This is a genomic window from Enterobacter sp. Ap-867 (genome assembly GCF_011752855.1).
In the GTDB taxonomy this organism is placed as follows: domain Bacteria; phylum Pseudomonadota; class Gammaproteobacteria; order Enterobacterales; family Enterobacteriaceae; genus Cedecea.
Genome location: NZ_VWWS01000001.1, coordinates 1,490,759 through 1,516,891, shown reverse-complemented (window position 1 = coordinate 1,516,891; position 26,133 = coordinate 1,490,759). Strand labels below are relative to the sequence as shown.

At 55.3% G+C, this 26,133-nt stretch carries 32 protein-coding genes; 14 read left to right on the top strand and 18 right to left on the bottom strand.

Annotated features, from left to right (window positions below; translation table 11 throughout):
- Positions 1-140: 140 nt before the first annotated feature.
- Complete coding sequence (locus tag F3J26_RS07130) at positions 141-938, bottom strand: SDR family NAD(P)-dependent oxidoreductase (RefSeq protein WP_166992705.1); 798 nt, start codon at positions 936-938, stop codon at positions 141-143.
- 117 nt (positions 939-1,055) lie between these two features.
- On the opposite strand from F3J26_RS07130, the gene F3J26_RS07125 reads away from it, so the two are divergent.
- Complete coding sequence (locus tag F3J26_RS07125; RefSeq protein WP_166992991.1) at positions 1,056-2,000, top strand: helix-turn-helix domain-containing protein; 945 nt, start codon at positions 1,056-1,058, stop codon at positions 1,998-2,000.
- Positions 2,001-2,071: 71 nt separating this feature from the next.
- On the top strand, positions 2,072-2,611 hold the full coding sequence (locus tag F3J26_RS07120; protein WP_166992702.1) for a dihydrofolate reductase family protein: 540 nt from the start codon (positions 2,072-2,074) through the stop codon (positions 2,609-2,611).
- Positions 2,612-2,710: 99 nt separating this feature from the next.
- Here F3J26_RS07120 and F3J26_RS07115 read toward each other — a convergent pair whose 3' ends face one another.
- From F3J26_RS07115 to F3J26_RS07105, 3 genes are all read right to left on the bottom strand, one after another.
- Positions 2,711-3,022 (bottom strand): hypothetical protein, encoded by a 312-nt coding sequence (locus F3J26_RS07115; RefSeq protein ID WP_286180195.1) that lies wholly within the window; start codon positions 3,020-3,022, stop codon positions 2,711-2,713.
- A 157-nt stretch (positions 3,023-3,179) separates the two neighbouring features.
- Complete coding sequence (locus tag F3J26_RS07110) at positions 3,180-4,547, bottom strand: PepSY domain-containing protein (RefSeq protein ID WP_166992699.1); 1,368 nt, start codon at positions 4,545-4,547, stop codon at positions 3,180-3,182.
- Between the two features lie 76 nt (positions 4,548-4,623).
- A complete protein-coding gene (locus F3J26_RS07105) occupies positions 4,624-5,013 on the bottom strand; it encodes a DUF2946 family protein (protein WP_166992696.1) in 390 nt (129 codons plus the stop codon).
- Positions 5,014-5,273: 260 nt separating this feature from the next.
- Between F3J26_RS07105 and F3J26_RS07100 the strand changes: the two genes are divergently transcribed.
- Together F3J26_RS07100 and F3J26_RS07095 are read left to right on the top strand one after the other, a co-directional pair.
- Positions 5,274-5,549, top strand: coding sequence for a metal/formaldehyde-sensitive transcriptional repressor (locus tag F3J26_RS07100; RefSeq protein WP_008459160.1), 276 nt, complete (start codon positions 5,274-5,276; stop codon positions 5,547-5,549).
- A gap of 28 nt (positions 5,550-5,577) precedes the next feature.
- On the top strand, positions 5,578-6,696 hold the full coding sequence (locus F3J26_RS07095; protein WP_166992693.1) for an S-(hydroxymethyl)glutathione dehydrogenase/class III alcohol dehydrogenase: 1,119 nt from the start codon (positions 5,578-5,580) through the stop codon (positions 6,694-6,696).
- A 74-nt stretch (positions 6,697-6,770) separates the two neighbouring features.
- Here the strand turns inward: F3J26_RS07095 and katG are convergent, their stop codons facing one another.
- The 3 genes from katG to F3J26_RS07080 form a co-directional block, all read right to left on the bottom strand.
- A complete protein-coding gene (gene katG, locus F3J26_RS07090; protein WP_166874122.1) occupies positions 6,771-8,945 on the bottom strand; it encodes a catalase/peroxidase HPI in 2,175 nt (724 codons plus the stop codon).
- A gap of 263 nt (positions 8,946-9,208) precedes the next feature.
- On the bottom strand, positions 9,209-9,766 hold the full coding sequence (gene speG / locus F3J26_RS07085) for a spermidine N1-acetyltransferase (protein ID WP_008459155.1): 558 nt from the start codon (positions 9,764-9,766) through the stop codon (positions 9,209-9,211).
- 65 nt (positions 9,767-9,831) lie between these two features.
- A complete protein-coding gene (locus tag F3J26_RS07080; protein ID WP_008459153.1) occupies positions 9,832-10,230 on the bottom strand; it encodes a DUF1283 domain-containing protein in 399 nt (132 codons plus the stop codon).
- Between the two features lie 103 nt (positions 10,231-10,333).
- Between F3J26_RS07080 and F3J26_RS07075 the strand changes: the two genes are divergently transcribed.
- Complete coding sequence (locus F3J26_RS07075) at positions 10,334-10,660, top strand: YnfA family protein (RefSeq protein ID WP_008459149.1); 327 nt, start codon at positions 10,334-10,336, stop codon at positions 10,658-10,660.
- A gap of 78 nt (positions 10,661-10,738) precedes the next feature.
- On the opposite strand, the gene ydfG is transcribed toward F3J26_RS07075, so the two are convergent.
- Complete coding sequence (gene ydfG, locus F3J26_RS07070) at positions 10,739-11,488, bottom strand: bifunctional NADP-dependent 3-hydroxy acid dehydrogenase/3-hydroxypropionate dehydrogenase YdfG (RefSeq protein ID WP_008459146.1); 750 nt, start codon at positions 11,486-11,488, stop codon at positions 10,739-10,741.
- Positions 11,489-11,623: 135 nt separating this feature from the next.
- On the opposite strand from ydfG, the gene dcp reads away from it, so the two are divergent.
- Positions 11,624-13,672 (top strand): peptidyl-dipeptidase Dcp, encoded by a 2,049-nt coding sequence (dcp, locus tag F3J26_RS07065; RefSeq protein ID WP_166992690.1) that lies wholly within the window; start codon positions 11,624-11,626, stop codon positions 13,670-13,672.
- A gap of 233 nt (positions 13,673-13,905) precedes the next feature.
- Here dcp and F3J26_RS07060 read toward each other — a convergent pair whose 3' ends face one another.
- The gene (locus tag F3J26_RS07060) at positions 13,906-14,562 is read right to left on the bottom strand and encodes a methyltransferase (RefSeq protein ID WP_166992688.1); all 657 of its coding nucleotides are present in this window, start codon (positions 14,560-14,562) and stop codon (positions 13,906-13,908) included.
- Between the two features lie 98 nt (positions 14,563-14,660).
- Positions 14,661-15,329, bottom strand: coding sequence for an epoxyqueuosine reductase QueH (locus tag F3J26_RS07055; RefSeq protein WP_008459139.1), 669 nt, complete (start codon positions 15,327-15,329; stop codon positions 14,661-14,663).
- Positions 15,330-15,431: 102 nt separating this feature from the next.
- Between F3J26_RS07055 and F3J26_RS07050 the strand changes: the two genes are divergently transcribed.
- The gene (locus F3J26_RS07050; protein WP_166992685.1) at positions 15,432-15,983 is read left to right on the top strand and encodes an AAA family ATPase; all 552 of its coding nucleotides are present in this window, start codon (positions 15,432-15,434) and stop codon (positions 15,981-15,983) included.
- A gap of 32 nt (positions 15,984-16,015) precedes the next feature.
- Here the strand turns inward: F3J26_RS07050 and F3J26_RS07045 are convergent, their stop codons facing one another.
- On the bottom strand, positions 16,016-16,405 hold the full coding sequence (locus F3J26_RS07045) for an acyl-CoA thioesterase (protein WP_008459134.1): 390 nt from the start codon (positions 16,403-16,405) through the stop codon (positions 16,016-16,018).
- 117 nt (positions 16,406-16,522) lie between these two features.
- Between F3J26_RS07045 and F3J26_RS07040 the strand changes: the two genes are divergently transcribed.
- Positions 16,523-16,711, top strand: coding sequence for a YdiH family protein (locus F3J26_RS07040; RefSeq protein WP_008459131.1), 189 nt, complete (start codon positions 16,523-16,525; stop codon positions 16,709-16,711).
- A 43-nt stretch (positions 16,712-16,754) separates the two neighbouring features.
- Here the strand turns inward: F3J26_RS07040 and F3J26_RS07035 are convergent, their stop codons facing one another.
- Together F3J26_RS07035 and F3J26_RS07030 are read right to left on the bottom strand one after the other, a co-directional pair.
- Complete coding sequence (locus F3J26_RS07035; protein WP_008459129.1) at positions 16,755-17,378, bottom strand: LysE family translocator; 624 nt, start codon at positions 17,376-17,378, stop codon at positions 16,755-16,757.
- 79 nt (positions 17,379-17,457) lie between these two features.
- On the bottom strand, positions 17,458-18,321 hold the full coding sequence (locus F3J26_RS07030; RefSeq protein WP_166992682.1) for a LysR substrate-binding domain-containing protein: 864 nt from the start codon (positions 18,319-18,321) through the stop codon (positions 17,458-17,460).
- A gap of 88 nt (positions 18,322-18,409) precedes the next feature.
- On the opposite strand from F3J26_RS07030, the gene F3J26_RS07025 reads away from it, so the two are divergent.
- The 3 genes from F3J26_RS07025 to F3J26_RS07015 all read left to right on the top strand — a co-directional run bounded on the left by F3J26_RS07025 (position 18,410) and on the right by F3J26_RS07015 (position 21,317).
- Positions 18,410-18,865, top strand: a complete 456-nt coding sequence (locus F3J26_RS07025; RefSeq protein ID WP_166864233.1) for a multidrug/biocide efflux PACE transporter — start codon at positions 18,410-18,412, stop codon at positions 18,863-18,865.
- A 102-nt stretch (positions 18,866-18,967) separates the two neighbouring features.
- The gene (locus tag F3J26_RS07020) at positions 18,968-20,386 is read left to right on the top strand and encodes an aldehyde dehydrogenase family protein (protein WP_166992679.1); all 1,419 of its coding nucleotides are present in this window, start codon (positions 18,968-18,970) and stop codon (positions 20,384-20,386) included.
- A 1-nt stretch (position 20,387) separates the two neighbouring features.
- On the top strand, positions 20,388-21,317 hold the full coding sequence (locus F3J26_RS07015) for an AraC family transcriptional regulator (RefSeq protein ID WP_166992676.1): 930 nt from the start codon (positions 20,388-20,390) through the stop codon (positions 21,315-21,317).
- On the opposite strand, the gene tam is transcribed toward F3J26_RS07015, so the two are convergent.
- Positions 21,314-22,072 (bottom strand): trans-aconitate 2-methyltransferase, encoded by a 759-nt coding sequence (gene tam, locus F3J26_RS07010; RefSeq protein ID WP_166992673.1) that lies wholly within the window; start codon positions 22,070-22,072, stop codon positions 21,314-21,316. The two genes, F3J26_RS07015 and tam, sit on opposite strands and share 4 nt — an antisense overlap.
- Positions 22,073-22,138: 66 nt before the next feature.
- Between tam and F3J26_RS07005 the strand changes: the two genes are divergently transcribed.
- The gene (locus tag F3J26_RS07005) at positions 22,139-22,429 is read left to right on the top strand and encodes a hypothetical protein (RefSeq protein ID WP_166992670.1); all 291 of its coding nucleotides are present in this window, start codon (positions 22,139-22,141) and stop codon (positions 22,427-22,429) included.
- A gap of 39 nt (positions 22,430-22,468) precedes the next feature.
- On the opposite strand, the gene ydfZ is transcribed toward F3J26_RS07005, so the two are convergent.
- A complete protein-coding gene (ydfZ, locus tag F3J26_RS07000; RefSeq protein ID WP_039296773.1) occupies positions 22,469-22,672 on the bottom strand; it encodes a putative selenium delivery protein YdfZ in 204 nt (67 codons plus the stop codon).
- Between the two features lie 270 nt (positions 22,673-22,942).
- Here ydfZ and F3J26_RS06995 point away from each other — a divergent pair, with 270 nt between their 5' ends.
- Together F3J26_RS06995 and F3J26_RS06990 are read left to right on the top strand one after the other, a co-directional pair.
- On the top strand, positions 22,943-23,845 hold the full coding sequence (locus F3J26_RS06995) for an alpha/beta hydrolase (RefSeq protein WP_166992667.1): 903 nt from the start codon (positions 22,943-22,945) through the stop codon (positions 23,843-23,845).
- 148 nt (positions 23,846-23,993) lie between these two features.
- Positions 23,994-24,251 carry a MafI family immunity protein gene (locus F3J26_RS06990; RefSeq protein ID WP_008459113.1) on the top strand — a complete coding sequence of 86 codons (258 nt, stop codon included), beginning with the start codon at positions 23,994-23,996 and terminating at the stop codon, positions 24,249-24,251.
- A 45-nt stretch (positions 24,252-24,296) separates the two neighbouring features.
- Here the strand turns inward: F3J26_RS06990 and F3J26_RS06985 are convergent, their stop codons facing one another.
- From F3J26_RS06985 to ftrA, 3 genes are all read right to left on the bottom strand, one after another.
- Positions 24,297-24,656 (bottom strand): RcnB family protein, encoded by a 360-nt coding sequence (locus F3J26_RS06985; RefSeq protein ID WP_008459111.1) that lies wholly within the window; start codon positions 24,654-24,656, stop codon positions 24,297-24,299.
- Between the two features lie 192 nt (positions 24,657-24,848).
- The gene (gene mgtS / locus F3J26_RS06980; RefSeq protein WP_008459108.1) at positions 24,849-24,944 is read right to left on the bottom strand and encodes a protein MgtS; all 96 of its coding nucleotides are present in this window, start codon (positions 24,942-24,944) and stop codon (positions 24,849-24,851) included.
- Positions 24,945-25,065: 121 nt separating this feature from the next.
- The gene (gene ftrA / locus F3J26_RS06975) at positions 25,066-26,070 is read right to left on the bottom strand and encodes a transcriptional regulator FtrA (protein WP_205246361.1); all 1,005 of its coding nucleotides are present in this window, start codon (positions 26,068-26,070) and stop codon (positions 25,066-25,068) included.
- Positions 26,071-26,133 lie beyond the last annotated feature (63 nt).

The window sequence follows — 26,133 nt, the reverse complement described above, 5'->3', positions numbered from 1 at the left end:
GTTAACAAATAAAATATTTAAATGATACTCATTATCATTTAAATATTCTTACAGGCAGGTGATTTGAGCGACAGTTAGCGTTGATAACAGCAAAAATGCCGCCTGAGGGCGGCATCTGTAGAGCAAAATAGCGTGATTGCTTAGCGAGTGTAACGCGGCGCTGGCTGAGAAGCGCTCAGATGCGAGCTAATCACCCGGCGTTCAGCCTCCCAGTTATCCCATTCGTGGCCATCCTGCAACGAAGGAATGGTCACCTTTTCACCGGCGTCAAGGCCGACCAGCGCGGCATCCACCATATCTTCGGTACTCATCACCCAGCTTTGCGGCAGATTTTCGTGCCCGCCCACGCCGGCAATATTCCAGAAATCCGTGGCCGTGGCGCCAGGCAGCACGGCCTGAATGCGCACGCCGGACTCCGCCAGCTCCTGCTGCAAAGAGTGACTCAATGCCAGCACGAACGCTTTACTGGCCCCGTAAACACCGTTCAGCAATTCAGGGGCAATAGCGACGACCGAAGCAATGTTAATAATGGTGCCGTGCCGGCGGGCAGCCATTGCCGGGGCCGCCGCATAGGTCAGGCGAGTTAACGCCGTCACGTTGAGGTCTATCATCGCGGTCATTTCATCCACGCTGGCTTCCAGCACGCTTTCTTTTGAGCCAAAGCCCGCGTTATTCACTAGCAGCGTAATAGACTCGTCGTTTTTTAGCCGCGTTTCGATCTGCAGCAGCTCTGTCGCGTTACCCAGATCGGCGGGAACAACCTCCACCGATTGCCCGCTTTCTTCACGAATGCGCCGGGCGACCTGGTTAAGACGGTCCCTGTTGCGAGCCACCAGAATCAGGTTATAACCGCGTTTAGCCAGGCGGGCCGCGTAGACGGCGCCGATCCCGCCGGATGCCCCGGTGACGAGGGCTGTGCCTGTAGATGTGTTGCTCATTGTGTAGCTCCTGAAAAGGGGGTTAATTGACGAAAGCAACATTAACACTGGCTTTTTGTGTCTCAAATGTCATATAAACGTCTTTTTATGACATCATCAATCACGGCGGTCTGCCACATGCAAAAGGTCGGTTTTGTTGTTACCCCCGGGTATTCCACCATGGGATTCGCCGTCATTACGGCATTTGAAGTGGCTAACCTGATGGCGAGCGAGCCGGTGTATGAGCTGCATTTGCTGTCTGAGCAGGGCGGCGGGGTGCCTACGTCGGCAGGGTTTGAGGTGATGACTGAGCCAATGGCGGATACGCAGTACGATCTCCTGCTGTTCGGCGCCACGATGGAACAGGCTTCCCCCGCGACGATTGATTTTGTTCGCCAGGCGGCGGTCTATGCGCGCCGCGTGGCCGCCGCCTGCCTCGGAACCTTTTTATTGGCCGAAGCCGGGTTGCTTGAGGGGCGGCGAGCCACCACGCACTGGATGTATGCGCGAGATCTGCAGCAGCGTTTTCCGGGCATCAGCGTTGAAGAAGATAAGATTTTTATTTGCGACGGGCCTTACTGGACCTCTGCGGGGATGACGGCGGCCATCGATCTTGCGCTGGCGCTGATTGAAGACGATCTGGGGGCTGATATCGCCCGCACCATCGCCAGGAAGCTGGTGCTCTATCATCGGCGCGCCGGTGGGCAGTCTCAGTTTTCCTCCCTTCTTGAACTGGAGCCTAAATCTGATCGTATTCAAAAAGTGATGACTTACGCCCGCGCACACCTGGAAAACGCCTTGAGCGTGGAAGAGCTGGCGGCGGTGGCGAATTTATCTCCCCGCCAGTTTAGCCGCAGCTTTCAGGCTGAAACCGGCCAGTCGCCCGCTCGCGCGATCGAACATTTGCGCCTGGAGTCCGCCCGTATGCTGCTTGAAACCAGCGCCCGCTCCATCGACGAAGTGGCTCGGCAAACCGGGTTTGGCGAGCGGGACAGAATGCGCCGGGCGTTTCTTCGCGCCTACGGCCAGCCGCCACAGGTAATACGCCGCCAGGCGCGAGGAGATGAAGAACCCCAAGCCTAAAATTGGCAGTGGCGACGTGTGTTTATCTCTGTATTATCAGGCGGATAATTGTCTGACAGGGAGAGAGAAGTATGGCCAATTTAGTCTATTACGTCGCCGCGACGCTGGATGGTTACATTGCCGATCGGCAGCATCAGCTGGACTGGCTAATGAACTTCCCGCTGGGGGATGACGCCACGCCATACGATGAGTTCTATCAGACCGTTGGGGCGGTGATCATGGGGGCGGAAACCTACAGCTGGATTCTGGAAAACTCGCCAGAGGCCTGGCCCTATGCCGATGTCCCGGCATTTATCGTCACGCATCGTTCGCTATCGGTGCCTGAAGGGCAAAACATCACGCGGGTACAGGGCGAAGCCGTCGACATTATCGCGCAAGCCCGCGAAGCCGCCAAAGGCAAAGATGTCTGGCTGGTAGGCGGAGGTAAAACTGCCGCCTGGTTCGCCGAAGCCGGAGAGCTGCAGCGCCTGTTTGTCACCCAGATCCCGGTCGTTATCGGGGCCGGGATCCCGCTGCTGCCGGTGAGCCAGGCGTTGAGTTTTTCTACAGTGAATCAGCGCGTGCTAAAGAGCGGGGCCATCGAGTTTATTGCTGATGTAAGTAAGCTGTAGAAAACTATTCAGGTGATAAATTTATTTTTTGCTGCTTTCGCCATCTTTGCGAACGATGGCGTAAGGCAGCCAATAACTGTAGCAACCCAGGATGGGTTTTTACTTCCGATATAAATTGCCCTGGCCCGACCTCGCTCGCCCCCAGATTTCTTCATCCGTCAGCGTGGTTTCAATTAGCTCGATGGGGGCACCATTGTCGTTAATGACGGCCACGAAAAAGTCATCAATGGGTTCATAAGGCCCCAGGATAACATCCTCTCCTTCGATAGCCTTTGACAGATTATCAACTTTGAACGCCACGTGTGGCACGGTTTTTAGCAGAGGATGCAGCGGTGATTCATCGGTAAATCTGTGCCACTGGACGCGAAATTTACCCGGATTATCGGCGGTGTACATCCCGGGCTTTTTCACTGTAGGTGCCTTCAGTCAGACTATCCTGCAAAGGAATGCCAAAATGATGGAAGGTGTAAGTTACGTCAGGCTTCATGTTGCCTCGCTGATTGGTTTCGTCACTGTTTTCGATACAGCCCAGCCATTGAGCTAGCTGGGCTGAATACGTATTTTGCCATTACTCCGTTTGGCGCGCGGCAGAAAAATCGTTGGCCCGACGCCAGCGAAACACATCGACTCCGATAAACATAAGCAGGCTAATGCCGAGTACCGGCATGGCAACACCGAGCAGAATCGCAATAATCAGAACCGATACTCTTCCTCGGAGGGATAAATCGTACCAGCTCTGTGTCAGCGTCAGGAGCGGATTGTACCTGGCCGGCGTGGGACGACGTATCCACCACAGGCGGTAGCCAATGACAATCATTACACATAAGCCTGTACCGAAAGCAATCAACAGCAATTGATTAGCCAGGCCAAACAGCACGCCCATATGGATGTCTACGCCCCATCGGGTCAGCTTTGCCATCAGGGGAAACGTTTCAAATCTGGTGTGGTCCACGACTCGCATCGTGGCAACATCGATAGCCACAGCGTCGACCTGAGTCGGCCAGCCGCGATCAATTTCTGTCACAGTCCAGGCTTTGTCGTGACTTCTGGCTGGCCTTATCTCGATAGCGTTTGCATCAATCCCGACGCTTTGTGCTAACTGACGCGTTTTATCAAACTGGGAAAGGTCCGGCGACATATCCATGTTCATGGGCATAGCCATACCGGCATGATGCTCTGCATGCGGGTCCTGAGCACCGTTTGTGCCGCTGAGTTGCGTTTTAAGCTGGGGAGTTTCCCAGTTTAATGCCGCTCGCAGCAGATCCACATTGCCGCCTGCCCACTGCGACCAGGTTAAACCGGTGACAGAGAACACCAGCATACCTGCCAGCAGTAACCAACCGAGGGTCACATGCCAGCGGCGGGTACGCTGGACAAGATTATTCATTCGGCGTTTGGGGCGGGTATAAAACCAAAGTGCGATCCCGCCGCAGGCGACAATCCACATCCACGAGGCGGCTAATTCACTGTAAAGCCTGCCTGCGGAGCCTAATAACAGAGAGCGATGCGCATAATCAATCCATTGCCGCAGAGGCAAAATGCCCGAGGTGCCATAGACCGTCATGTCTCCCTTTACGGCCAAAGTGATGGGATCGATGAATATAGCCCTGCTTTCTGACGTTCCCAGGCCCGACGCGTTAAACATTACTCGGGTTGTCACGCCGGGGAGTATTCCCGGACGAACGGCGTAGAGCGGCAAATGCTCGCCCGTGACTTGCCTGGCCACGGCAATCTGTTCAGCAAGCGAGTGAGCTTCACCGCTTGTGTTTGCCGTTAGCGCATCATGATAAATAAACTGCTCCAGTTGAGGCGTGGCAACGTAAAGCGTGCCGGTTAGCGCTGCTACAAAAATAAAAGGCCCTACAAATAAACCAATAGCAAAATGCAATCGACGCAGAAAATTTATCCAGGCCGCGCGCGGGGTGCAGGTGGTCATACTTTTCCTTAATACAAGCAAAACGAAGTTATGGCGTTAAAACGCCCATATTTTATTTTTCAGCAGGTAAAGTCGTTTATGCCGGAGGCGCGCGAGGATGAGGAAAAAGCCAGGCAAAGAAATGCCGTATTTCGAGTAAAGGCGATGAGGGTTGAAAGCCCTGGAGCAAGAAAAGAGTATGAAGTGGAGTAATTAACTCTGGCTGTAAGCCTGGCATGTGCGACATTAGCACACAGTAACCGCAGGCCTCAGCGTGATCGACGGGCATCAAAACCGGTTTATGCCCGGCGTGGTGCTCATGCATTTCCATCATAGGGTGATGCATCATGCCTGGCATCATCGCCATTGGCGATTTCTGCAGAGAAATCGAGACGAGCGGCGCCAAAACGATCAGGGCAAGCGCAAACAGCGCCAGCCCTGTGGCGATAACTCTGCTACGACCACGATAAAATTGATTCTCTGCCATGCTCCCCCCAGAATGCCGGAGGAGTGTAAATGATTTGAAGCGGTGAAGTTAACAAATGTTGTTGGTGCTGGCGCTGGCCTGCCGTTTCTTCAGATCAAAAAGAAGAACCGCCCAGGGTGTATGGCGGGCACATGAACCCCGATAGATTCGCTGAGTTTGTTAAATTTTCTCAACCAACTGATAATTATATAAAATATAAAAATTATCAATAACCTAAAAATTACGTTACTATACCCCCCTACAGTATCAAAGGGGCGGTTATGCCACACTCTCCGGAAGACAAAAAACGTATTTTGACCCGCGTCAGGCGCATTCGCGGCCAGGCCGAGGCGCTTGAGCGCGCGCTGGAAAACGGCGATCCGTGCCTCGCCATTTTGCAGCAGATCGCGGCCGTTCGCGGGGCAGCCAACGGCCTGATGGGCGAAATGATGGAAATTCATCTTAAAGACGAGCTGGTCACCGGCGACACCTCCGAAGAGCAGCGCGCGCTGCGGATGGCGGAAGTCGGGAATTTGCTGCGCTCTTATCTAAAATAAAAACACCCCCACCAAAAGGAACAAAACAATGAAATCACGTGCTGCGGTGGCCTTTGGGCCGGGTAAACCTTTGGAAATTGTGGAAATCGACGTTGCACCCCCGCAAAAAGGTGAGGTGCTGGTGAAAATCACCCACACCGGCGTTTGCCATACCGATGCTTTCACGCTGTCCGGCGACGATCCGGAAGGCGTATTCCCGGCGGTGCTGGGCCACGAAGGCGGCGGCATCGTGGTGGAAGTGGGCGAGGGCGTGACCAGCCTGAAGCCGGGCGACCACGTTATTCCGCTCTACACCGCAGAATGCCGCGAGTGTAAGTTCTGTAAATCCGGCAAAACTAACCTCTGCCAGGCCGTTCGCGCCACGCAGGGCAAAGGCCTGATGCCGGATGGCACCACCCGCTTCTCCTACAACGGTGAGCCAATTTATCACTACATGGGTACCAGCACTTTCAGCGAATACACCGTAGTGGCGGAGATCTCTCTGGCTAAGGTCAACCCTCAGGCGCCACTGGATAAAGTGTGTCTGCTTGGCTGCGGCGTGACCACCGGCATCGGCGCGGTGCACAACACGGCAAAAGTGAAAGAGGGCGATACCGTGGCGGTATTTGGCCTCGGCGGGATCGGCCTGGCGGTGATTCAGGGCGCGGTGCAGGCTAAGGCCGGGCGAATCATTGCCGTTGATACCAATCCGGAGAAATTCACCCTCGCGCGTGAAATGGGCGCCACCGACTGCATTAACCCGAAAGATGACGAGAAGCCGATTCAGGATGTGATCGTTGAGCTGACCGACGGCGGCGTGGATTACAGCTTCGAATGTATCGGCAACGTGAACGTGATGCGTTCCGCGCTGGAATGCTGCCACAAAGGCTGGGGCGAGAGCGTGATTATCGGCGTGGCCGGGGCGGGGCAGGAAATTAAAACCCGCCCATTCCAGCTGGTGACTGGTCGCGTCTGGCGTGGCTCAGCGTTCGGGGGCGTTAAAGGCCGCACTCAACTGCCGGGCATGGTAGAAGATGCAATGGCGGGCAAAATCAATTTGGATCCGTTCATTACTCACCGCATGCCGCTGAACAAGATCAACGAAGCGTTTGACCTGATGCATGAAGGAAAATCGATTCGCACCGTGATCCACTTCGGCGAAGAGTAAGCAGTAAAAAGGGAAGGCGAAATGCCTTCCCATATAGCGTTAAACCAGGGGAGGCCAAAAGCCCCCCTTTCGTTTTACTGCTGTAGGTCGAAACGGTCGAGATTCATTACCTTTGTCCATGCGGCGATAAAGTCTTTGACGAACTTCTCTTTGGCATCCTGGCTGGCATACACTTCCGCCAGGGAGCGCAGCACGGCGTTAGAGCCAAAGACCAGATCGGCGCGGGTGCCGGTGTATTTTACTTCTCTGCTAAGGCGATCGCGGCCCTCAAACACTTCGGAGCCTGCGTCAGCGGCTTTCCACTCGGTACGCATATCCAGCAGATTGACGAAGAAATCATTCGTCAGCTCACCCGGGCGAGAAGTCAGCACGCCGTGCTGGCTTTCATCGTAGTTAACGCCCAGCGCGCGCAAACCGCCGATTAAGACCGTCAGCTCAGGAGCCGTCAGCGTCAGCTGCTGCGCCTTGTCGATCAGCAGCGCTTCGGTTGAGGTGGCATTCGCAATGCGGCGATAGTTTCGGAAGCCGTCAGCGGCCGGTTTCAGCAGCTCGAAGGACTCGATGTCGGTCTGCTCCTGAGTGGCGTCCACGCGCCCCGGCGTGAACGGTACTTTGCTGTGGCTGGCCTTCTCAATGCCTACCACGCCGGCCAGCACGATGATGTCCGCCAGCGACGCTTTGCCGGATGCCTTCTGAATTGCTTCAAGCACAGGCAGAGCACGGGCCGCCACGGCGTTCACTTCCCAGCCGCGCTGCGGAGCAAGTGCCAGCCGCGCCCCGTTGGCACCGCCGCGTTTGTCCCCTCCGCGGAAGGTTGAGGCAGATGCCCATGCCACCGAAACCAGCTCGCTGACGGACAGGCCGGAATCCGCAATCGCTTTTTTCAGCGCGTCGATATCGGCGCTGGACGGCGCGTGGGTAGCTTTCGGCAACGGATCCTGCCAAATCAGATCTTCTTTTGGCACTTCCGGGCCGATGTAGCGCGCTTTTGGCCCCATATCGCGGTGCGTCAGTTTATACCAGGCGCGGGCGAAGGCTTCGTTGAAGGCCTGCGGATCGTTCAGGAAGCGGCGAGAAATTTTCTCGAACTCTGGATCGAAGCGCAGCGTCAGGTCAGTTACCAGCATCGTTGGTTTGCGTTTTTTGGACGGATCAAACGGATCGGGAATGATATCCGGGCCGTTGGTCGCCTCAAACTGAATGGCGCCTGCCGGGCTGCGGGTTTGTACCCAGTCGTAGCCGAACAGGTTTTCGAAGAAGTAGTTGCTCCACTGGGTTGGCGTTTGCGTCCAGACCACTTCGAGGCCGGAGGTTATGGCATCAGCGCCGACGCCGCTATTGTAGCTGTTTGCCCAGCCAAGCCCCTGCGCCTCAAGCGGAGCATCTTCCGGGTCTGCGCCAACGTGGGTGGCGGCTGCAGAGCCGTGGGTTTTACCGAGCGTATGGCCCCCGGCAATCAGGGCGACAATCTCTTCGTCGTCCATCCCCATGTTACCGAAGGTGGCGCGAATAGCAGGCGCTGCGGAAAGCGGGTCGCCGCTGTGCTCAGGGCCTTCCGGGTTGACGTAAATCAGACCCATTTCGGTCGCACCGAGCGGAGCCTGTGCCAGAGATTCCGGGTGGCGGTGTTCAAGCCACTCTTTCTCAGCCCCCCAGTTAACGTCGAGATCGGGTTCCCAGACATCTTCGCGCCCGGCACCAAAGCCGAAGGTGCGGAAGCCCGCATTTTCCAGCGCCACGTTACCGGCGAGAATAATCAGGTCTGCCCAGGAAATTTGCTGACCATATTTTTGTTTAATGGGCCAAAGCAGGCGACGGGATTTATCGAGGCTGACGTTATCCGGCCAGGAGTTAAGAGGCGCAAAACGCTGTTGACCGCGTCCGGAGCCACCGCGACCGTCGCGGGAGCGATAGGTTCCTGCACTGTGCCACGCCATACGGATAAAGAGACCGATATAGCTGCCCCAGTCGGCAGGCCACCAGGATTGAGAATCCGTTAACAGCGCTTTGATGTCGCCTTTCAGGGCGTAATAATCGAGTTTGCTAAATTCTTTGCGGTAGCTGAAGTTTTCATCCAGCGGGTTGGAGCGATTGGAGTGTTGATTCAACAGATCGACGCGCAACTGGTGCGGCCACCAGTCCTGGTTGCTGGTTCCCTCGCCGGCAATGTCCGTGCTCTGGCCGTGGTTAAATGGGCACTTTCCTGCGCTCGCTGAGGAAGCATTGTGTAAGTCAGTAGAATTGCTCATTTTGCTCTCCGTTATATGTATGCCCGATAACGATAATCTGTACGATCAATAATTAATATCTGGATGGGCCTACGAATTTGATAGCCGTTGCCTTTTAAACGCAAAATTTTACAGCCCTATTATTTTAGTTCTGATTGAGTGGTTTGCAGGAAAAACCCGTCTGATTGTCTGGAAAATAGACGAAGCGGCAAGAAGGCTGGCGGGAGAAACAGGGAAGGACAGATGAACGCTCACGCAGGGCGGCATTCATCTGTGAAAAGCGGTTACTGAGCCGTCGGCTTCAGCAGGGTTTTTTCCGGGGTTTTCTGCGCCAGGAACTGCTGCTGGAAGATGCACATCCGAATGGCATCGCGGTACTGACCGTTAATGAAGAACTCGTGGATCAGCTCGCCTTCCACGATAAAGCCCAGTTTTTTATAAATATGTACCGCTTTTTCATTCTCTTTATCGACAATCAGGTAGAGCTTATAGAGATTGAGCACGGTAAAACCGTACTCCATGGCCAGTTTGGCCGCGCGCGAGGCGAGCCCTTTGCCCTGGAACTCCGGCGTGATAATTATCTGAAATTCCGCCCGGCGGTGGATGTGGTCGATTTCGACCAGCTCAACCAGCCCGGCATTCACGCCGTTGCAGTCGATGACAAAGCGGCGCTCGCTCTGATCGTGAATATGTTTGTCATACAGGTCAGACAGCTCCACGAAGGCTTCGTAAGGCTCTTCAAACCAGTAGCGCATGACGCTGGCGTTATTGTCCAGTTGGTGGACGAAGCGGAGATCTTCGCGCTCAAGCGGGCGAAGACGAATAGGCAGTTCGTTACTCATAGCAGATCCTTGCGCTGATGATGGTGAGGCTTCTTAAGCAGAAGCCTCGTTTGAGAGGGGGACTATTATGGATTGATCGCGCGGCCGGTGCGGCGATCCAGGCAGCGCAGGGTGTTCGGCTCCCAGTAGGCGTTCACGTTGGCGCTCTGCTGGCATTTGTCGAAGGTATCCTGGGCGGCATCTTGTTTGGCCCAGTCTTTGTCTCCGCGCGCCGACTCACGGTCGAACACTTTTTCGTTATGGCGGTTGATCTTCTGGCGCAGGGTACGGGTGTCATTCCACTGCTCTTTTTCTTCCGCTGCGCGCTGGCGGGTCAGGGAGTTCTCCTGACCACCGACGCCGTTCGTTCCGCCCGGAACAACGATCACGTTAGTATCGGCCTGGGTTGGCATAGAAACCATGAATGCAGCTCCCAGCAAGGCTAACGGCATCCATGACAAAGACTTACGAAGGATTGAGTTCATTGCGATTTCCTTTTTAGTTTAATAAAACTAATCATATCATTGAGGCTGATTCGCGCCTAATGTCAGAGTTAGTGGGCATCATTATTACTGAAGAAAAGACAATATGATCAAAACAACGTTGCTATTTTTTGCCACCGCTTTGGCGGAGATTATTGGTTGTTTTCTGCCCTGGCTATGGCTTAAACGCAACGGCTCTCCGTTGTTATTGCTGCCAGCGGCGCTGTCGCTGGCGATTTTTGTCTGGCTTTTGACGCTGCATCCCGCGGCCAGCGGGCGCGTCTATGCGGCCTACGGCGGGGTTTATGTGGTGACGGCGTTGCTCTGGCTGCGCGTGGTCGACGGCGTGAAGCTCAGCGTTTACGACTGGACCGGAGCGGCCATTGCTTTCTGTGGGATGCTGATCATCGTTGCTGGCTGGGGCCGGGCCTGATCGCTCCGCGTTTTAGCGTGCCGTAAGATGAAAAAACGGGGCTGCAAAGGCCCCGTTTCAGCATGACTTCCGCCAAAATTACCCTTCGCGGTGAACACTCAGACCGGCAAACGTCTGGCTGACTGGCATCATTTCCAGGGTGTTGATGTTGACGTGTTTCGGTAACGTCGCCACCCACCAGACGGCTTCGGTAACGTCTTCCGGCGTCAGCGCGTTGGCGTTTTCGTAGGTTTTGCCGGCTTTGTCATCGTCGCCCTTAAAGCGCACGTTGGAAAACTCGGTGCCGCCCACCATGCCCGGTTCGATGTCGGTCACGCGAACGGCCGTTTTATGCAGGTCGGTGCGCAGGTTCAGGCTGAACTGGCGCACGAAGGCTTTGGTCGCCCCGTAGACGTTGCCCCCGGCGTAAGGCCAACTGCCCGCGGTTGAACCGATGTTAATAATGTGGCCGCGATTGCGCTCGACCATGCCCGGCAGCACGGCGCGGGTCATATAAACCAGGCCTTTGTTGTTGGTGTCGATCATGTTTTCCCAGTCATCGACGTTGGCTTTATGCGCAGGCTCCATGCCCAGCGCCAGCCCGGCGTTGTTGACCAGGATATCAATCTGTTGCCAGTCGGCCGGCAGGGAAGCCAGCGCTTCTTCTATTGCCGCGCGATTGCGCACATCCAGCTGCAGCGTAAACAGGTTGTCACCCAGCTCTTCTTTAAGCTCGAGCAGGCGTTCCTGACGGCGGCCGGTGGCAATAACCTTATGGCCATTCTTAACGAAACGGCGGGTAATGCTTTCACCAAAGCCCGCGGTAGCACCCGTAACCAGTACAATCATCTCTCTGTTCCTCAACGCTTTTGTCCGGCACTACCTTAGCACGCTAACGGGCCACGGTAATCTTAGTTTTTCTTTTAAGAAACGAAGCTAAATGCGCTATAACTAACCCACATTTCAGGTCACCGGGAGTAGAGGATGTTGCAGAGCAACCCGTTTTTCCAGCCGAGTTTATTGCCTTATCAGGCCCCGCATTTCGACGAGATAACTAACGACCATTACCGACCGGCTTTCGATGAAGGTAAGCGCATCAAGCGTGCAGAAGTCGCCGCCATTGCCGGTGATCCGGCTGAGCCTACGTTTGAAAATACTTACCTGGCGCTGGAGAAAACCGGTGCGATGCTGGGCCGCGTGACTACCGTGTTCTACGCCATGACGTCGGCGCACACCAGCGATTTCCTGCAGCAGCTTGATGAAGAGTTCTCCACCGAACTGGCTGAGCTTGCCGATGAAATTCGCCTGAACGACACCTTATTCGCCCGGCTGAATCGCGTTTATCAGCAGCGCCACGACCTCAATCTGGATGCGGAATCCCTGCGGCTGGTGGAGGTGACCTGGCAGTCGTTCAAGCTGGCGGGCGCCACGTTAAGCCAGCAGGATAAAGCGCAGCTGAAAGCGCTGAACAAAGAGAGCGCCCAGCTCACCAGTCAGTTCAACAATCGTCTTCATGCGGCGGATAAAGCCGGTGGCCTGGTGGTTGACCACGCTGAGGCGCTTAACGGCCTGACCAGCGCGGAAATTGCGGCTGCTGCGCAGGCTGCGGCTGACAAAGGCCTGCCGGGGAAATGGCTGCTTCCGCTGCTGAATTTTACCCAGCAGCCGGCTTTACAAAGCCTGAGCGACCGCGCCACGCGAGAAGCGCTCTTTGAGGCTGGCTGGACGCGTGCCCAGCGCAACGATGCGAACGATACTCGCGCCATCGTCGCTCGCCTGGCTACGCTGCGGGCTGCACAAGCTCAGCTTTTGGGCTTTGAAAACTACGCGGCCTGGAAAATGGCCGACCAGATGGCGAAAACCCCCGATGCGGCGCTGCGCTTTATGCGGAACATCGTCCCTGCGGCCACCGGGCGGGCGCGCCGCGAACTGAAAGACATTCAGGACGTTATTGATGCCCAGAACGGGGGATTCCAGGCGACGGCATGGGACTGGCAGTTTTACGCCGAGCAGGTGCGTAGTGCGAAGTACGATCTCGATGAAGGGCAGATTAAACCGTATTTTGAACTCAACGGCGTGCTGACTAACGGCGTATTCTGGGCCGCCAGCCAGCTCTTCGGGCTGCGTTTCGTGGAACGTTTTGATATCCCGACTTACCACCCGGATGTGCGCACCTGGGAGATTTTTGATAACGATGGGCGCGGCATGGCGCTGTTCTACGGTGATTTCTTCGCCCGAGACAGCAAAGGCGGCGGGGCGTGGATGGGGAGCTTTGTCGAGCAATCCACGCTGTTTGACGCCATGCCGGTGATCTACAACGTATGCAACTACACCAAACCGGCCAGCGGCGAGGCTGCCCTGATTTCATGGGACGATGTCATAACGCTGTTTCACGAGTTCGGCCATACGCTGCACGGCCTGTTTGCTACCCAGCGCTATGCGAGCCTTTCGGGGACCAACACGCCGCGAGATTTTGTGGAGTTCCCTTCGCAAATTAACGAGCACTGGGCGAGCCATCCCGAGGTCTTTGCCAATTATGCCAGGCATCACCAGACCGGCGAGCCAATGCCGGAGTCGCTCCGCAGCAAACTGTTCCGCGCCGCGCAGTTTAACAAAGGCTATGACATGACCGAGCTGCTGGCGGCGGCGCTGCTGGACATGAACTGGCACAGCCTGGCGCCAGACACGGCTATTGACGATGTGGCGCGCTTCGAAGCTGAAGCGCTGGAAAAAGAGCACATCAAGCTGGCCGAGGTGCCGCCTCGCTACCGCAGTAGCTATTTTGCCCATATTTTTGGCGGCGGCTACGCGGCGGGCTACTACGCCTATATCTGGACGCAAATGTTAGCGGACGACGGCTATCAGTGGTTTGTGGAGCAGGGCGGGCTCAGCGCCGGAAACGGTCAGCGCTTCCGGGAAGCGATTCTCTCAAGAGGCAACAGCAGCGATCTGGAAGCGTTGTACCGCGACTGGCGAGGGCACGATCCGCACAGCGAACCGATGCTGAAAAACCGCGGGCTGGCGGAGCAATAATGGCAAAGAAAGCGCTCTCACTAGTGTAGCCGCAGTGAAATCGCACTTAACGCAAACTGCAAAGCCCTGATTTGCGTTAAGTGCCTTAAAAATCAAACAGAATATATCCGTGCAATGTCCAGGGTTGCTGGCTATAAATTTCAAACCTGCTCGGGAAAATGCAGGGTACTTCTGGGTTACTTTGAACGATTACGGGGCCTGATCGATGTCGGCAGGCTCCCGGATTTTCCCTCTTAATCGCGGCGTCCGCTGGCGGTAAATAACGCGACTGTTCCTTCAATTTTTACGTCGACCCGTTCGAATCTCGCGGTCAAAACATCCCTGAGCAGCCCTGCTGAATCCTGCCGATTAGAAAAGATCCCTTTCTTGTTATAAACGTTCATTAGCTTGCGGCCAAAAGCATTGTGCGCCACGCCTTCACCCAGAATCGTCGCGCCAAAGAGCTTGCCTTCTGTTTTAAGCGCACGGGCAATGTTATCTATCGCCAGCGCTTTGTCGTTTAGCGAGCCGGGCAGGCAATGCAGTAAATAGAAAAGTGAGATGGAGTCAAAACGATCGTGCCAGCTCTGCGGCAGGGGCTTAAAAACGTCATGCTGCAGATGGTCTTTGATTCCGTGGCCCGCTTTCGCCGAGGCCGCCTGCAGGCTGCTGGTGTTCAAATCCATCAGGGAAAGTTCAACGGTGGCAGGCAGGTGAGGCAGGTAATAGCCCGTTCCCACGCCGATATCCAGATGATTTTCGCCGGTGTGGGCCTTGAAATGCGGGAGCAAAACGGTGTCTGTCGGGCAACGCCAGGCGTACTGATTTGAGATCTTTAACACCCACCAGTCGTAAAGTTTTAGAGTGATAGGGTTGTAAGCCCTGACGCCAGCGTGAGTATTATTTTGCATAGTTCCCTCTGGTAATAATTTAAAGAGGAAATTAAAACAGCTGCCCTTACTACGGGCAACCGTTAATTAATGCAAAAATGTGTCAACCATTCAGTGGGTTAAGCCTGAGATGACTCGTCGTCCTTGCCGTAGAACAGCTTGCCGATTTTAATCATCGGCCGGTTATTGGCTTTCCGGTGCAGGTTGGTGTCGCGCAGGGAATAGACGCAGCCGCAGTATTCCTGCTGGTAGAACTGTTCGCGCTTGCTGATTTCAATCATGCGAGCGGAGCCACCCTGTTTGCGCCAGTTGTAATCCCAATAGCTCATGCCTTCATAAGGCGCGGCGGCGCGGTGCCCGCAGTCGTTAATCTGCTGCATGTTTTTCCAGCGGGAAATCCCCAGCGAACTGCTGATGACATTAAATCCGTGCTCATGGGCGTAAAGTGCGGTACGCTCGAAACGCATATCAAAGCACATGGTGCATCTCACTCCACGCTCCGGCTCCCACTCCATCCCTTTCGCACGCTCAAACCAATTATCGGTATCGTAATCCGCATCCACAAACGGCACGCCGTGCTGTTCCGCAAAGCGAATGTTTTCATCCTTGCGCAGTAAATACTCTTTCTGCGGGTGAATATTTGGGTTGTAGAAGAACACGGTGTATTCGATACCGGACGCGTGTATGGCCTCCATGACTTCACCCGAGCAGGGGGCGCAGCAGGAGTGCAGCAGCAGTTTCTTCTCGTTGTTAGGCAGGTTCAAAACCGGCCGGATAAATTCTTGCATGCGGGTGCTCCTAAGTCTTATTCACTTTTTTGCCAGAGGGTAGCAGGAACGAGGGCGTGGAATCACCATAAATCAGTAAAGAAAATAATGTTTGGGAGGTTTATGAACAATATTCAGGTGAAACGTGTGGTGCTTACCGGCGGGCCAGGTTCCGGGAAAAGTACCCTCATTAATGAGCTCAGGCGCCGGGGTTTTGATTGTCAGCCGGAGGCCGGGAGGAGCATTATTCAGCACCAGCAGCAAATTGGCGGGCACGCCTTACCCTGGCAGGATCCTGCGGCATTTGCTGAGCAGATGCTTGGGTGGGAAATGCGCTCCTGGTATGGCGCAGACGAAAAACAGACTTATTGTTTTTACGATCGCGGCGTGCCGGACATCCTGGGTTATCTCACCCTGATGCAGTTGCCCATTCCCGATCATCTGTTGGAAGCCGTTAGACGGTTTCCCTACCATTCTGATATTTTCCTGGCACCGCCCTGGAAGGCTATTTATGCCGGGGATGCAGAAAGAAAGCAGAGCTGGGAAGAGGCGGTGCAGACGGCTGCAATCATGGCTGACACTTACGGCAAGCTGGGGTATCGGATAATCGTGTTGCCGGAGGGGAGCGTGGAGTGGAGAACAGATTACATCCTCCAGGCGCTGGAGGAAGGCTAGCGAAGAGCACGGTTGCCCTTCGCTAATCGATCTTAAAGCTGTTCCAGTGCGTTCAGTACGGCTTCCGGCATGGAAGGGCGGCCATTGGCCAGGCAGGTGGCGACAAACGTCGCTTCGGCATAAACCACGCCATCAACTTTGATCTGCTGCGCGAAGTTCACGCGGTTGCGTTTCTCGTTGCGCTCAAGCTGGCAGGTGACCTCAACGTTGTCGCCTTTCTGCAGGCTCTTACGAAAGCGCAGGGAGTATTCCAGTACCATATAGAGTTTGCCCTGGCGGAACTCTTCCTCGATATCAATACCGAGCGCCTCGCGCATGTAGGCGTGGCGCGTCCACTCCATGTAAAAAGGATAGTACAGGCCGTCGACTACGCCCTGAAAATCAATATGGCTTTCATCCACTTCATAATGCTTAGAAAACATGTTTCAGTCCTGATGTTGTTATAAAAGTTAAGCGCCAGAAATCCTGCTCTGGCTGTTTTTTGAACAGCGCGTTGGTGGTACAATACTGTTGATTTCACAACCCAACAGAGGATTACCATGGACACCGAGATAACCCCAACCACCTTAGCGTTTGAATTTCTTCGTCGTGAACAAGAGCAGTTAACCCCCGCGCAATTCCTGATCCGCCTGCAGCAGCTCAAGCTGGAGTTTGCCGATCTGCTGGGTTTAACCCACCTCGAACTGCGTGAAGAGATTTTCCATGCGCACCGGTTGGGGATTCACTGATCCCACTCTGTCTGAGCCACCGCTTGCGGTGGCTTTCTGTTTTTTAGCGTGAGAAGAAAATCAGCTTCAGCCCCAAAATCCCCATCACGCCGCCCGCTAAGCGGTCAATCACAGTTTTAAAACGCAGGTAGGCATTGCGCGGTTTCTCGGAAGAGAGCACCAGCGTGACAATCGAATACCATCCCGCATCAATCACAAAGCACAGCACCGGCAACACGACGTAGTAGAATGCCGGGATCTCGCGCGGCAGCAGCGCGGTAAAAATACTGGCAAACACGACGGCGGTTTTCGGGTTGCTCAACTGGGTGAACAGCCCGTCACGGAAGGTGGCTATCATGCTTTTATCGCTTTTTCCCACGGCGCCCACGTGCAGCGGCTCGCGAGAGTGTTTGATTATCTTATAAGCCAGCCACAGCAGATAAAGCCCGCCGGCTATCTTGATCCCGGTATAGGCCACCGGCACCGCCAGCAGAAAAGCCTGTAAACCCAGCAGCGCCATCAGCGAAAATGCGGCCGCCCCGACGCCGGTTCCCAGCGCGGTCACCAGCCCATGCGCGCGTGAACGCGCTACGGCATTTTGAGCGACATAAACAAAGCTTGGGCCGGGGCTCATGGCGCCCAGCGCGATGGTGGCGGTAATAGCAAAAAGGGGAGTGATAACGCTCATTTACGGGATCCTGTTGGTGGAATAACGTTTTTTAACCTGAAAGCCGTGCGGGTGACAACCGCAAGTGTGTGCCGAGTTATTACCGCCGCTCGCGTAGTCGGTCGATCAACCAGCGGCCAGCTGGGCCGGGCGGCGTTTTGTTCGACCAGGCGACATCCACCTCAAGATTTTGCGGCCAGCCTTCCACCTTCAGCGGCTTAAGCACGCCGTGCCCAAACTGGTTAACCAGCCAGCTCGGCAATATTCCCCAGCCAAAACCCTGTTCCGCCATCTCAAGCAGCAGCAGTAAAGATGGGGACGACCAGATAGGGCCGCGTGCGGCGACCTTACCGGGGCGCACAAAGGTTTTAAGCACCAGTTGCCGCACGGTATGTAGCTCATCCATCCGCACCTCTGTCTGCTTCGCCAGCGGGTGATCGCGATGAATAAAAATGGTCATTTCTGCGCCGACCTGAAGGCGGGCGACGGTGATATCCGGCGGGTAACTCTCCTGAACCCGCAGGACGCCGACGTGGGCGCGGCCAATCTGCAGACTATCAATCACGTCTTCATCCTCAGCAATAATGCATTCAAATTCGATGTCCGGGTAACGCTCGGAAAACTGCTGCAGGATGGATTCGTGGTGGGCGGTTTGCCACATGTCGGAAAGCACAAACGTCAGGCGCGGCTCGACGTTGTCCGCCAGCCTGACGGAAACTTCATCCAGCCGCTCGCTGGCGGCAAAAATAGCCTGTACATAGGGCAAAACGCGCTGCCCGTGCGGGGTAAGCGTGGGCTGCCTGGCGTGGCGATCGAACAGCGTCACGCCAAGGTCAGCTTCCAGGTTGGCAATAGCGCTGCTGATGGTGGACTGGCTCTTTTTCAGCTTGCGTGCGGCGGCGGAAAAAGAACCCGTTTCAACGGCCTGTAAAAAGGCTTCCAGTGATTCCGGGGAGTAACGCATAAACTATCGCTTTTATCGATGGCTGTTAGCTATATTATATCAATAATTGCGATGATAATGGCGACCTTGTGAAAAAGGAGTCATCAAAATGAAATCGCAAAACAACAGAAGCCTGTCTGAGCGCATTGTGCATGCCGTCGGCTTCGAGGCTATCGCCATCGGTATCTGTGCGCCAACCGCCGCCTGGCTAATGAACAAACCGCTTTTCCAGATGGGTGCGCTGGCTATCATGCTGTCCACCGTCGCGATGGTCTGGAACATTATTTACAACGCCGGGTTTGATAAATTTTACCCGCCGTCACTCAAGCGTGGTATGGGCTTGCGCGTTGCGCACGCGCTGGGCTTCGAAGGGGGCTTTATTCTGATTGGCCTGCCGCTTGCCGCCTGGATGCTGAATGTCACGCTGCTGCAGGCGCTGATGGTAGAGATTGGTTTCTTCCTGTTCTTCCTGCCGTACACCGTGGCTTATAACTGGTGCTACGACTGGCTGCGCGCCAAACGCTTTCAGAACGTGGCCAGCAGAGAGATGAAAAAGCAGTCCTGATTTGCAGGATTGTGCAAGCATCAAACAGGATTGCGCTACAGGAAAACGGCCGTGTTCGACGACACTTTAAGTCGTCAGACACAACCCCCTGGAGCGCAATAAATGAAAACCATCTACACCCTCTATATTAACGGTCAGCACGTCACGCCCCACGGCACTGAGGTGCTGACCTTAATTCATCCCGTCAGCGAACAACCTGTCGCTCAGGTTCGCCTGGCAGACGAAGAAGACACCCGCCTCGCCATTGCTGCGGCAAAAGCCGCATTTCCGCAAATGCGCCTTTCCAGCCGCGAACAAAGAATGATTTGGCTGCAGCTGCTGCACGACGCCGTGAAAGCGCGTGAAGACGAGCTGGTGGAAACTATGGTGGATGAATACGGCTGCCCGATAGCTTTTGCCCAAAGCACCGTGGCTCGCTCGTACAACAGCTTCCTCCAGGCAATCGATCTGCTGAAAGACTACTCTTTTGAATCTCAGGCGGGGATGGCGAAAGTGGTCATGGAGCCGCTGGGCGTGGTGGGGCTCATTACCCCCTGGAACGCTAACTACGGCTTTATCGCTGGCAAACTGTCGATGGTGATTGCCTCCGGCAGCACAGCGGTTATCAAGCCCAGCGAGCTCAGCGCCCGTCAAACGGAGATCATCACGGAATGCCTGCATGCCGCCGGGCTGCCCGACGGCGTGATTAATATCGTCACCGGCCTGGGCAATGTGGTTGGTGCGGAAATCACGCGCCACCCGGACGTGGCTAAAATCTCGTTCACTGGCTCAACGGCGGTGGGCAAAACGATTGCCCGTGACGGGGCGGCAACCATGAAGCGCGTCACCCTTGAACTGGGCGGCAAGTCTGCCAACGTGCTGCTGGACGATGCCGATCTCGATACCGCTATTCCGCTGGCGCTGCAGGTCATGAGCTGGAACAGCGGCCAGGCCTGTATCGCAGGGACTCGCCTGCTGGTGCCAGAAAGCAGGCTGGCCGAGGTCAAAGCGCAAATTCTCAAACATCTGGCTATTCTGGTACCAGGCAACCCGCGGGATCCGAAAACCAACATCGGGGCCGCCGTGACCGCCCGGCAGTACCAGCGCGTGCAGGAGTATATTCGTAGCGGGATTGCCGAAGGGGCGGAGCTGCTTTGCGGCGGAGAAGGGCGTCCCGAGGGGCTGGCCAGCGGTTACTTTGTGAAACCGACGGTGTTTGTGAACGTGCGCAACGACATGACCATTGCCCAACAGGAAATTTTTGGCCCGGTGCTGTCGGTGATTACCTACCGCGATGACGCCGAAGCAGTGCAGATCGCCAATGATACGGTTTATGGCCTGCAGGCCTACGTTAGCGGGAAAGATACAGTGCGCACGGCGGCCGTTGCCCGGCAGCTTATCGCGGGGCGTGTGTTCGTCAACGGCGTTTATGACGAACCGCTCGCGCCGTTCGGCGGTTTTAAACAGTCCGGTCTTGGCCGCGAATTTGGCACTTACGGGCTGGAAGCGTATCTTGAACCCAAAGCCATCATGGGGCAGTAATATGCAACCAACCGAGCGGCCTTCGGGCCGCATTATTGACGAACTGCACCAGCGTGTCGCCCGTCGTTACCCGGCGAGCGGCGGCGGGGTGAAGGAGCTGAGCTGCGCGCTGCCGTGGCTCAGCTTTATTCGCATCGAACAGCCGACGCTGCTCAATCGCGGGATGCTTTCTCCGTCCATGTGCATGGTGCTGCAGGGCAGCAAAAAAATGCTTATCGGTGACAACGTCACGGAGTACGGTCCCGGCAGCTATTCGCTGGCAGCCGTGGATATGCCGGTGTCCGGGCAGGTGACCCGCGCCAGCGAAGCCGAGCCTTACTACGGCGTGCGCATCGACCTTGACGGGAAAGAAATTGCCGACCTGATCATGAACATGAACGTGGTGCTGCCGGACGGCAACGGGGAGAAAACCGGGGCCTGGGTCGCCGCCGCGGAAGAAGAGCTCCAGGGCGCTTTTCTGCGCCTGGTCACGCTGCTGGACAGCCCGCAGCATCTGCATGCCCTCGCGCCGCTCATCAAGCAAGAAATTCTCTACCGGCTGGTCATCGCTCCCGCCGGGGCTTCATTCTGGAAACAGGCGCTGGGCTGGGCGCAGGGCAAAGGCGTGGGGGAAGCCATTAACTGGATCAAACAGAATTATGCCGAGCCGCTGGTCATTGATGAGCTGGCGAAGCGCGTCGGCATGAGCGCTTCCAGCCTGCATCACCGCTTCAAAGCTCTGACGATCATGAGCCCACTGCAGTACCAAAAACAGCTTCGCCTGCTGGAGGCCCGCCGGCGTTTATTGAGCTGCGAAGGCGATGTGGCCAGCGTCGCCTGGAAGGTGGGCTATGATTCCCCCTCCCAGTTTAACCGGGAGTATCGCCGGGCATTTGGCGCGTCGCCGCTGCAGGACATTGATGCCCTGCGTCAACAGGGCACTTCATTCTAGGCCGTTTTCCGCGCCACAATAAACAGGCGGGGGAACGGCATCAGCACGTTGCCGTCATGCTGCTTGCGGTAGGCGCGCTGCAGCAACTGGTGATAGCGCTCAAGAAACGCCTCCTGCTGAATGGCGTCCAGCCCGTGCAGGTAAGGGCGCAGGCCGGTCGAGCTTAACCATTCAATGATGGCGCGGGCGGACGGCATAACGTGGAAATACGTCGTGCGCCAGATATCCACCGTGCAGCCGCTTTCGGCCAGCAGATCGTAATATTCCTGAGCCGTTAGCAAGGCTTCGCGGCTCGAGCGCGAGATCCCCAGTTCGTCGGCAACCTGGCGCATTAATGTATGCGTGGGCTCCTGCCAGTTATCGGGCATTTGCACCGCCAGCACGCCGCCGTCTGCCAGCTGTGCCGCCAGGTGTGGGAAGACCTGCTTATGGTTGGCTATCCACTGCAGCGAAGCGTTGGCGAAAATCACATCCTGTTTCACGGCGGGCTGCCAGGTGGCGATATCCGCCTCTTCAAAGCGGCAGTCTGGCAGTGCGGCACCGGCTTTGGCGAGCATCGCGGGAGAGTTATCCAGCCCGGTAATCGAAGCTTCTGGCGCCAGATTACGCAGCAGCGCCGTGGAGTTGCCGGGGCCGCAGCCCAAATCGGTAAAGGTGTTTGCGCCAGGGTGGTTAATTCGGGCAACCAACTCAGCGGCCGGGCGGGTACGTTCAGCTTCAAACTGCAAATAGAGCGTGGGGTTCCAGTCCTGCATCGTTTTATCCTCGTTGCTTTGCTAACATTGCCGACAAATTATTTTATACGCTATTGAAGGTAACGCATGGCTAAACATCCGGTTGGCAAATATTTGAGACTAGAGCTCACCCATAACGACAATGATCTGCTGATTTATGTGGTGAAGGGCAGCCGCATCGAAGACATGCCGCCTGACGAGGATGAGGATTATCCGGGGGAAATGCACATGGCGATGCCGAAAATGAACCGGGAGCTGGACGCCGAGCTGGCGCGTTTGCTGGAGGAAGCATCCGGTGGCGACGTTATCGTGATCATCTGTGCCGCTGACAGCGTGTTTGAGCACGGTTTTTCGCAGGTCAGGGCACTGCGTAAATAGCATCCGTTACCCGGCGGCAGGCCGGGTAACTTTTAGCTATCAGTGTAAGCCCAGGCGGAATAATTCCGTCGGTTCAAATTGCCCTTCACAACCTTCCACTTCCACGCATTTGCTGCGGCGAATTTGCTCGGCATTTTTACCTTCACCGTGAATGGCTTTAATCAGCCCGGTTTTGCCTGTGCCGTTAATCAAAACGCGGCTGCCGGTGGTAATGGCATTCCTGTTGCGGTCCCAGGTCATCATCATGTTGAGCACTCCTCTTAACGAATGAAACAGTTTAACCGGAGCCTATTTAAGGCCGATACGCGGCAGGATTCATTAATCAAAATCAAATTGTATGATGAATTGGTTTTTATTTTGCGATGAGTAAAGTGGACAGAATGATTTCCACCAGGCGGTTTTTCTCCATAATTAACTCAAGCGAAACGGCTGGTTACGTATTGCTGGTTTAGAATATGACTTTAGACACACTCTTTTGGCATAGTGATTAACCTGTATTGTCAGGAGTTTACTATGGATCGTCGCCATTTTATTACCTGTGTTACCGCCGGATTGCTCGCGGCTAAAGCGGGCATCTCGTTTGCTGCATCAGGCGTGAAGCGTTCGGCTATTCCGCTGTGGAAAGGCACGCCACCGGGCGGTGGTGGGCCGACAGGGAGTATTCAGACGTCGGCGCGCGGGGCGCAGAGCAATATTGCGCTCCCGATTCTGACCGTGATTGAACCCGAATCACCTAATGGCCAGGCCGTGCTGGTGGCTGCGGGCGGGGGCTATAAGCGCATTGAAATGGGGTCAGAAGCCTGGCCCGCGGCGGAATGGCTGGTGGCGCGGGGATATACCGCGTATGTGCTGAGCTACCGTTTGCCGTCGGAAGGATGGACTGATGGCAATCTGGTTGCCTTGCAGGACGCGCAGCGCGCGTTAAGAATCGTGCGCGATCGTGAACATAACGTCAGCGTGCTGGGCTTTTCCGCCGGTGGGCATCTGCTTGGCCTGGCCGCCACGCGACCCGATTACCGCTCGTATCCAAAGCAGGATCGTTTAGACGATAAACCCGCCTTTGCCGATCGGGCGGCGTTAATTTATCCGGTCATTACGCTGGAAAAACCTTATGAGCACACCTCTACGCATAAAATTCTGGTCGGCAAAGATGCTTCATCAGCCGAGAACGCCGCCTGGTCCGTGCAGAATTATGTCACCCCGCATTCGCCGCCGTTTTTCCTGGTCCAGGCCGAAGACGACCCAATTTCCGACCCGCAGAATACGTTAATTATGGCCGCGGCCTGTGAGCAGCAGCATGTGCCGGTAGAAATGCACCGCTACAGCAGCGGCGGCCACGGTTTCGGCATGGGCAAACCTGGCACACCGACCGTGAAATGGCCCGATCATTACGCGAAATGGTTGGCGAAAAGTTAGTGTCGGAACGTTATCTGAAATAAGTATTACGCACGCCCCTCAAGAAATTTCCCCGCAATCCGATATCCATAGGGATGTATTTCGGCAGGATGCCGTTTCCCATTCCCAATGATGGCACGCAAATAACAATTAACTTTACGTGGTCAATATGGATATCAACGAAAAAATCAAAACCTTTGGTGAGGCTCTTAAAAATCGGCTCGATTCGTCACTCATTGACTTCGCGCTGGAATATATCGACTTCTCAGAAAATGTACTGGCTTTTGAAACGCTGTGTGGACATATCGCAAATTATCAGGTGCGTATTAGCCCTGATGAGTACAGGCAGGTACTGGATATTGCGGGGTTACTGGAGATCGACAATCAATATACTGAAATCGATCCCCTGAGAAATTTATTAAATTAAACCCTTTCGGTGTTAAGGATATCCAGCCTCAGGGTTGGATTATCCTTAGTGCTGATAAAATATATCGCCAGCCATTGCCTGAAGGATCTTTCCTTCGGCGTCGGTAATTAAGACATAATTGCCGCCCATGTAGGTCCAGTGGCTACCGGCCTGTGGCGCAGGGAGATGGCGAAGCTGCCAGCTTTTGATGTTATAGGGTTCGGTCCGGTAGATGTCGGGCGCAATGTCGCCGATCTTGTACATTTTGAAATCTGAGGAGAATTCTTTCAGTTCATAGGACTGTGCCGACGTGCCCGGTGCCGTCGCCTTTAGCTGCTTATCACCTGAATAGGCAAAGGCCAGAGAGGGCAGCGCGCCCGCGAGCCATACCGCTGTTAATACCGCTACTTTTGTTGACTTGCGCATAAATTCTCCAGAGTGAATCCAGTCTGCTTTTGTTGATTCCGTATAGGAAGACAACAAATTGTGCCGATTTACTCATTACGCGCTGTATTTTTTTGTTAGCAAATCCTCCACCGCAATGGAGCAGAAATGAAAACGCCTCCCGGAAAGTTTATTTCGCGAGAGGCGTCGTAGGTGGGGGAAGGTCACCGTTCATTAGTCATCCCATTTGTGGCTAAACCAGGCAGCAAGAAAACCGGAAAATAAGATGAATCCCAGTACTGCCATAAATACGTTCATGTTCCCTAACATAGTTAATCCTCCAGATTACTGCATTTCTATAGAAATACCTCGCGTGATAAAAAAGGGTTTACTCAGATGAGTGGAGCTATCATACCGTACACAACTTAAACAATCCCTAACCGCAGGTAAATTATTCGTTTTGTGAAGTAAATGCGTTTCTGTATGTGGCGGGAGACGTTCGAAGATGTTTCCGGAAATGATGACGCAGCGTCGCCGCTGAGCCAAATCCCGTCTGTTCGGCAATATGCTCTATCGGCAGCGTGCTGTTTTCCAGCAGCTCCCGGCAGCGTTTAAGGCGGGTTTGCAGCAGCCAGGCGGCGGGCGTGAGGCCCGTCGCGGCTTCGAAGCGGCGTAAAAAAGTTCTCGGGCTCATGCCGACATAGGCGGCCAGGCTTGCCACGGAGTGCCGCTCGCTTAAATGGCGCTGCAGGTGATCAAACAGCGGCGCAAACCGCTCTCCTTCGTACTCTACGGGGACTGCTTGTTCGATAAACTGCGCCTGGCCGCCCTCGCGATGAGGCTGCACGACTAAGCGCCGGGCAACGCTGTTGGCCGCTGCGGCACCAAAATCCCGGCGCACCAGATGCAGGGCGAGGTCGATGCCCGCCGCGCTGCCCGCCGAGGTCAAAACATCCCCGTTATCCAGATAAAGCACGTCCGGGATCACTTCGATCGCCGGGTAACGCGCCTGCAGCGCTTCCGTGTAGCGCCAGTGGGTGGTTGCCCGCTGGCCATCAAGCAGACCAGTTGCCGCCAGCACAAACACGCCGGAGCAAATGGACATCAGGCGTGCACCGCGCGCATGTGCCGCCCGCAATGCCGCAATAAGTGACTCTGGCACGGATTGATCGATCCCGCGCCAGCCAGGAACCACGATCAAACTGGCTTCAGCCAGCAAATCCAGCCCGCCATCCACCACCAGGCGAATACCGCCCATCGCCCGCAGCTCGCCGGGCTCAATGCCGGCGACAGTAAAGCGATACCAATTCTCACCCAGCTCGGGGCGAGGCAGGCCGAAAATTTCCACGGCAACGCCGAATTCGAACGTGCAAAGGCCGTCGTAAGCCAGCGTGACGACAAGAGGGTTTTTAGGCAGGGGGGCTAATTTTGTCATGATATTTACGCTAATCGTCATTCGTGTCAGCTGTCAAGCCTCCGTCGCGGCGTCAGAATCAAAGCTCAAACCAAAAGGAGATAA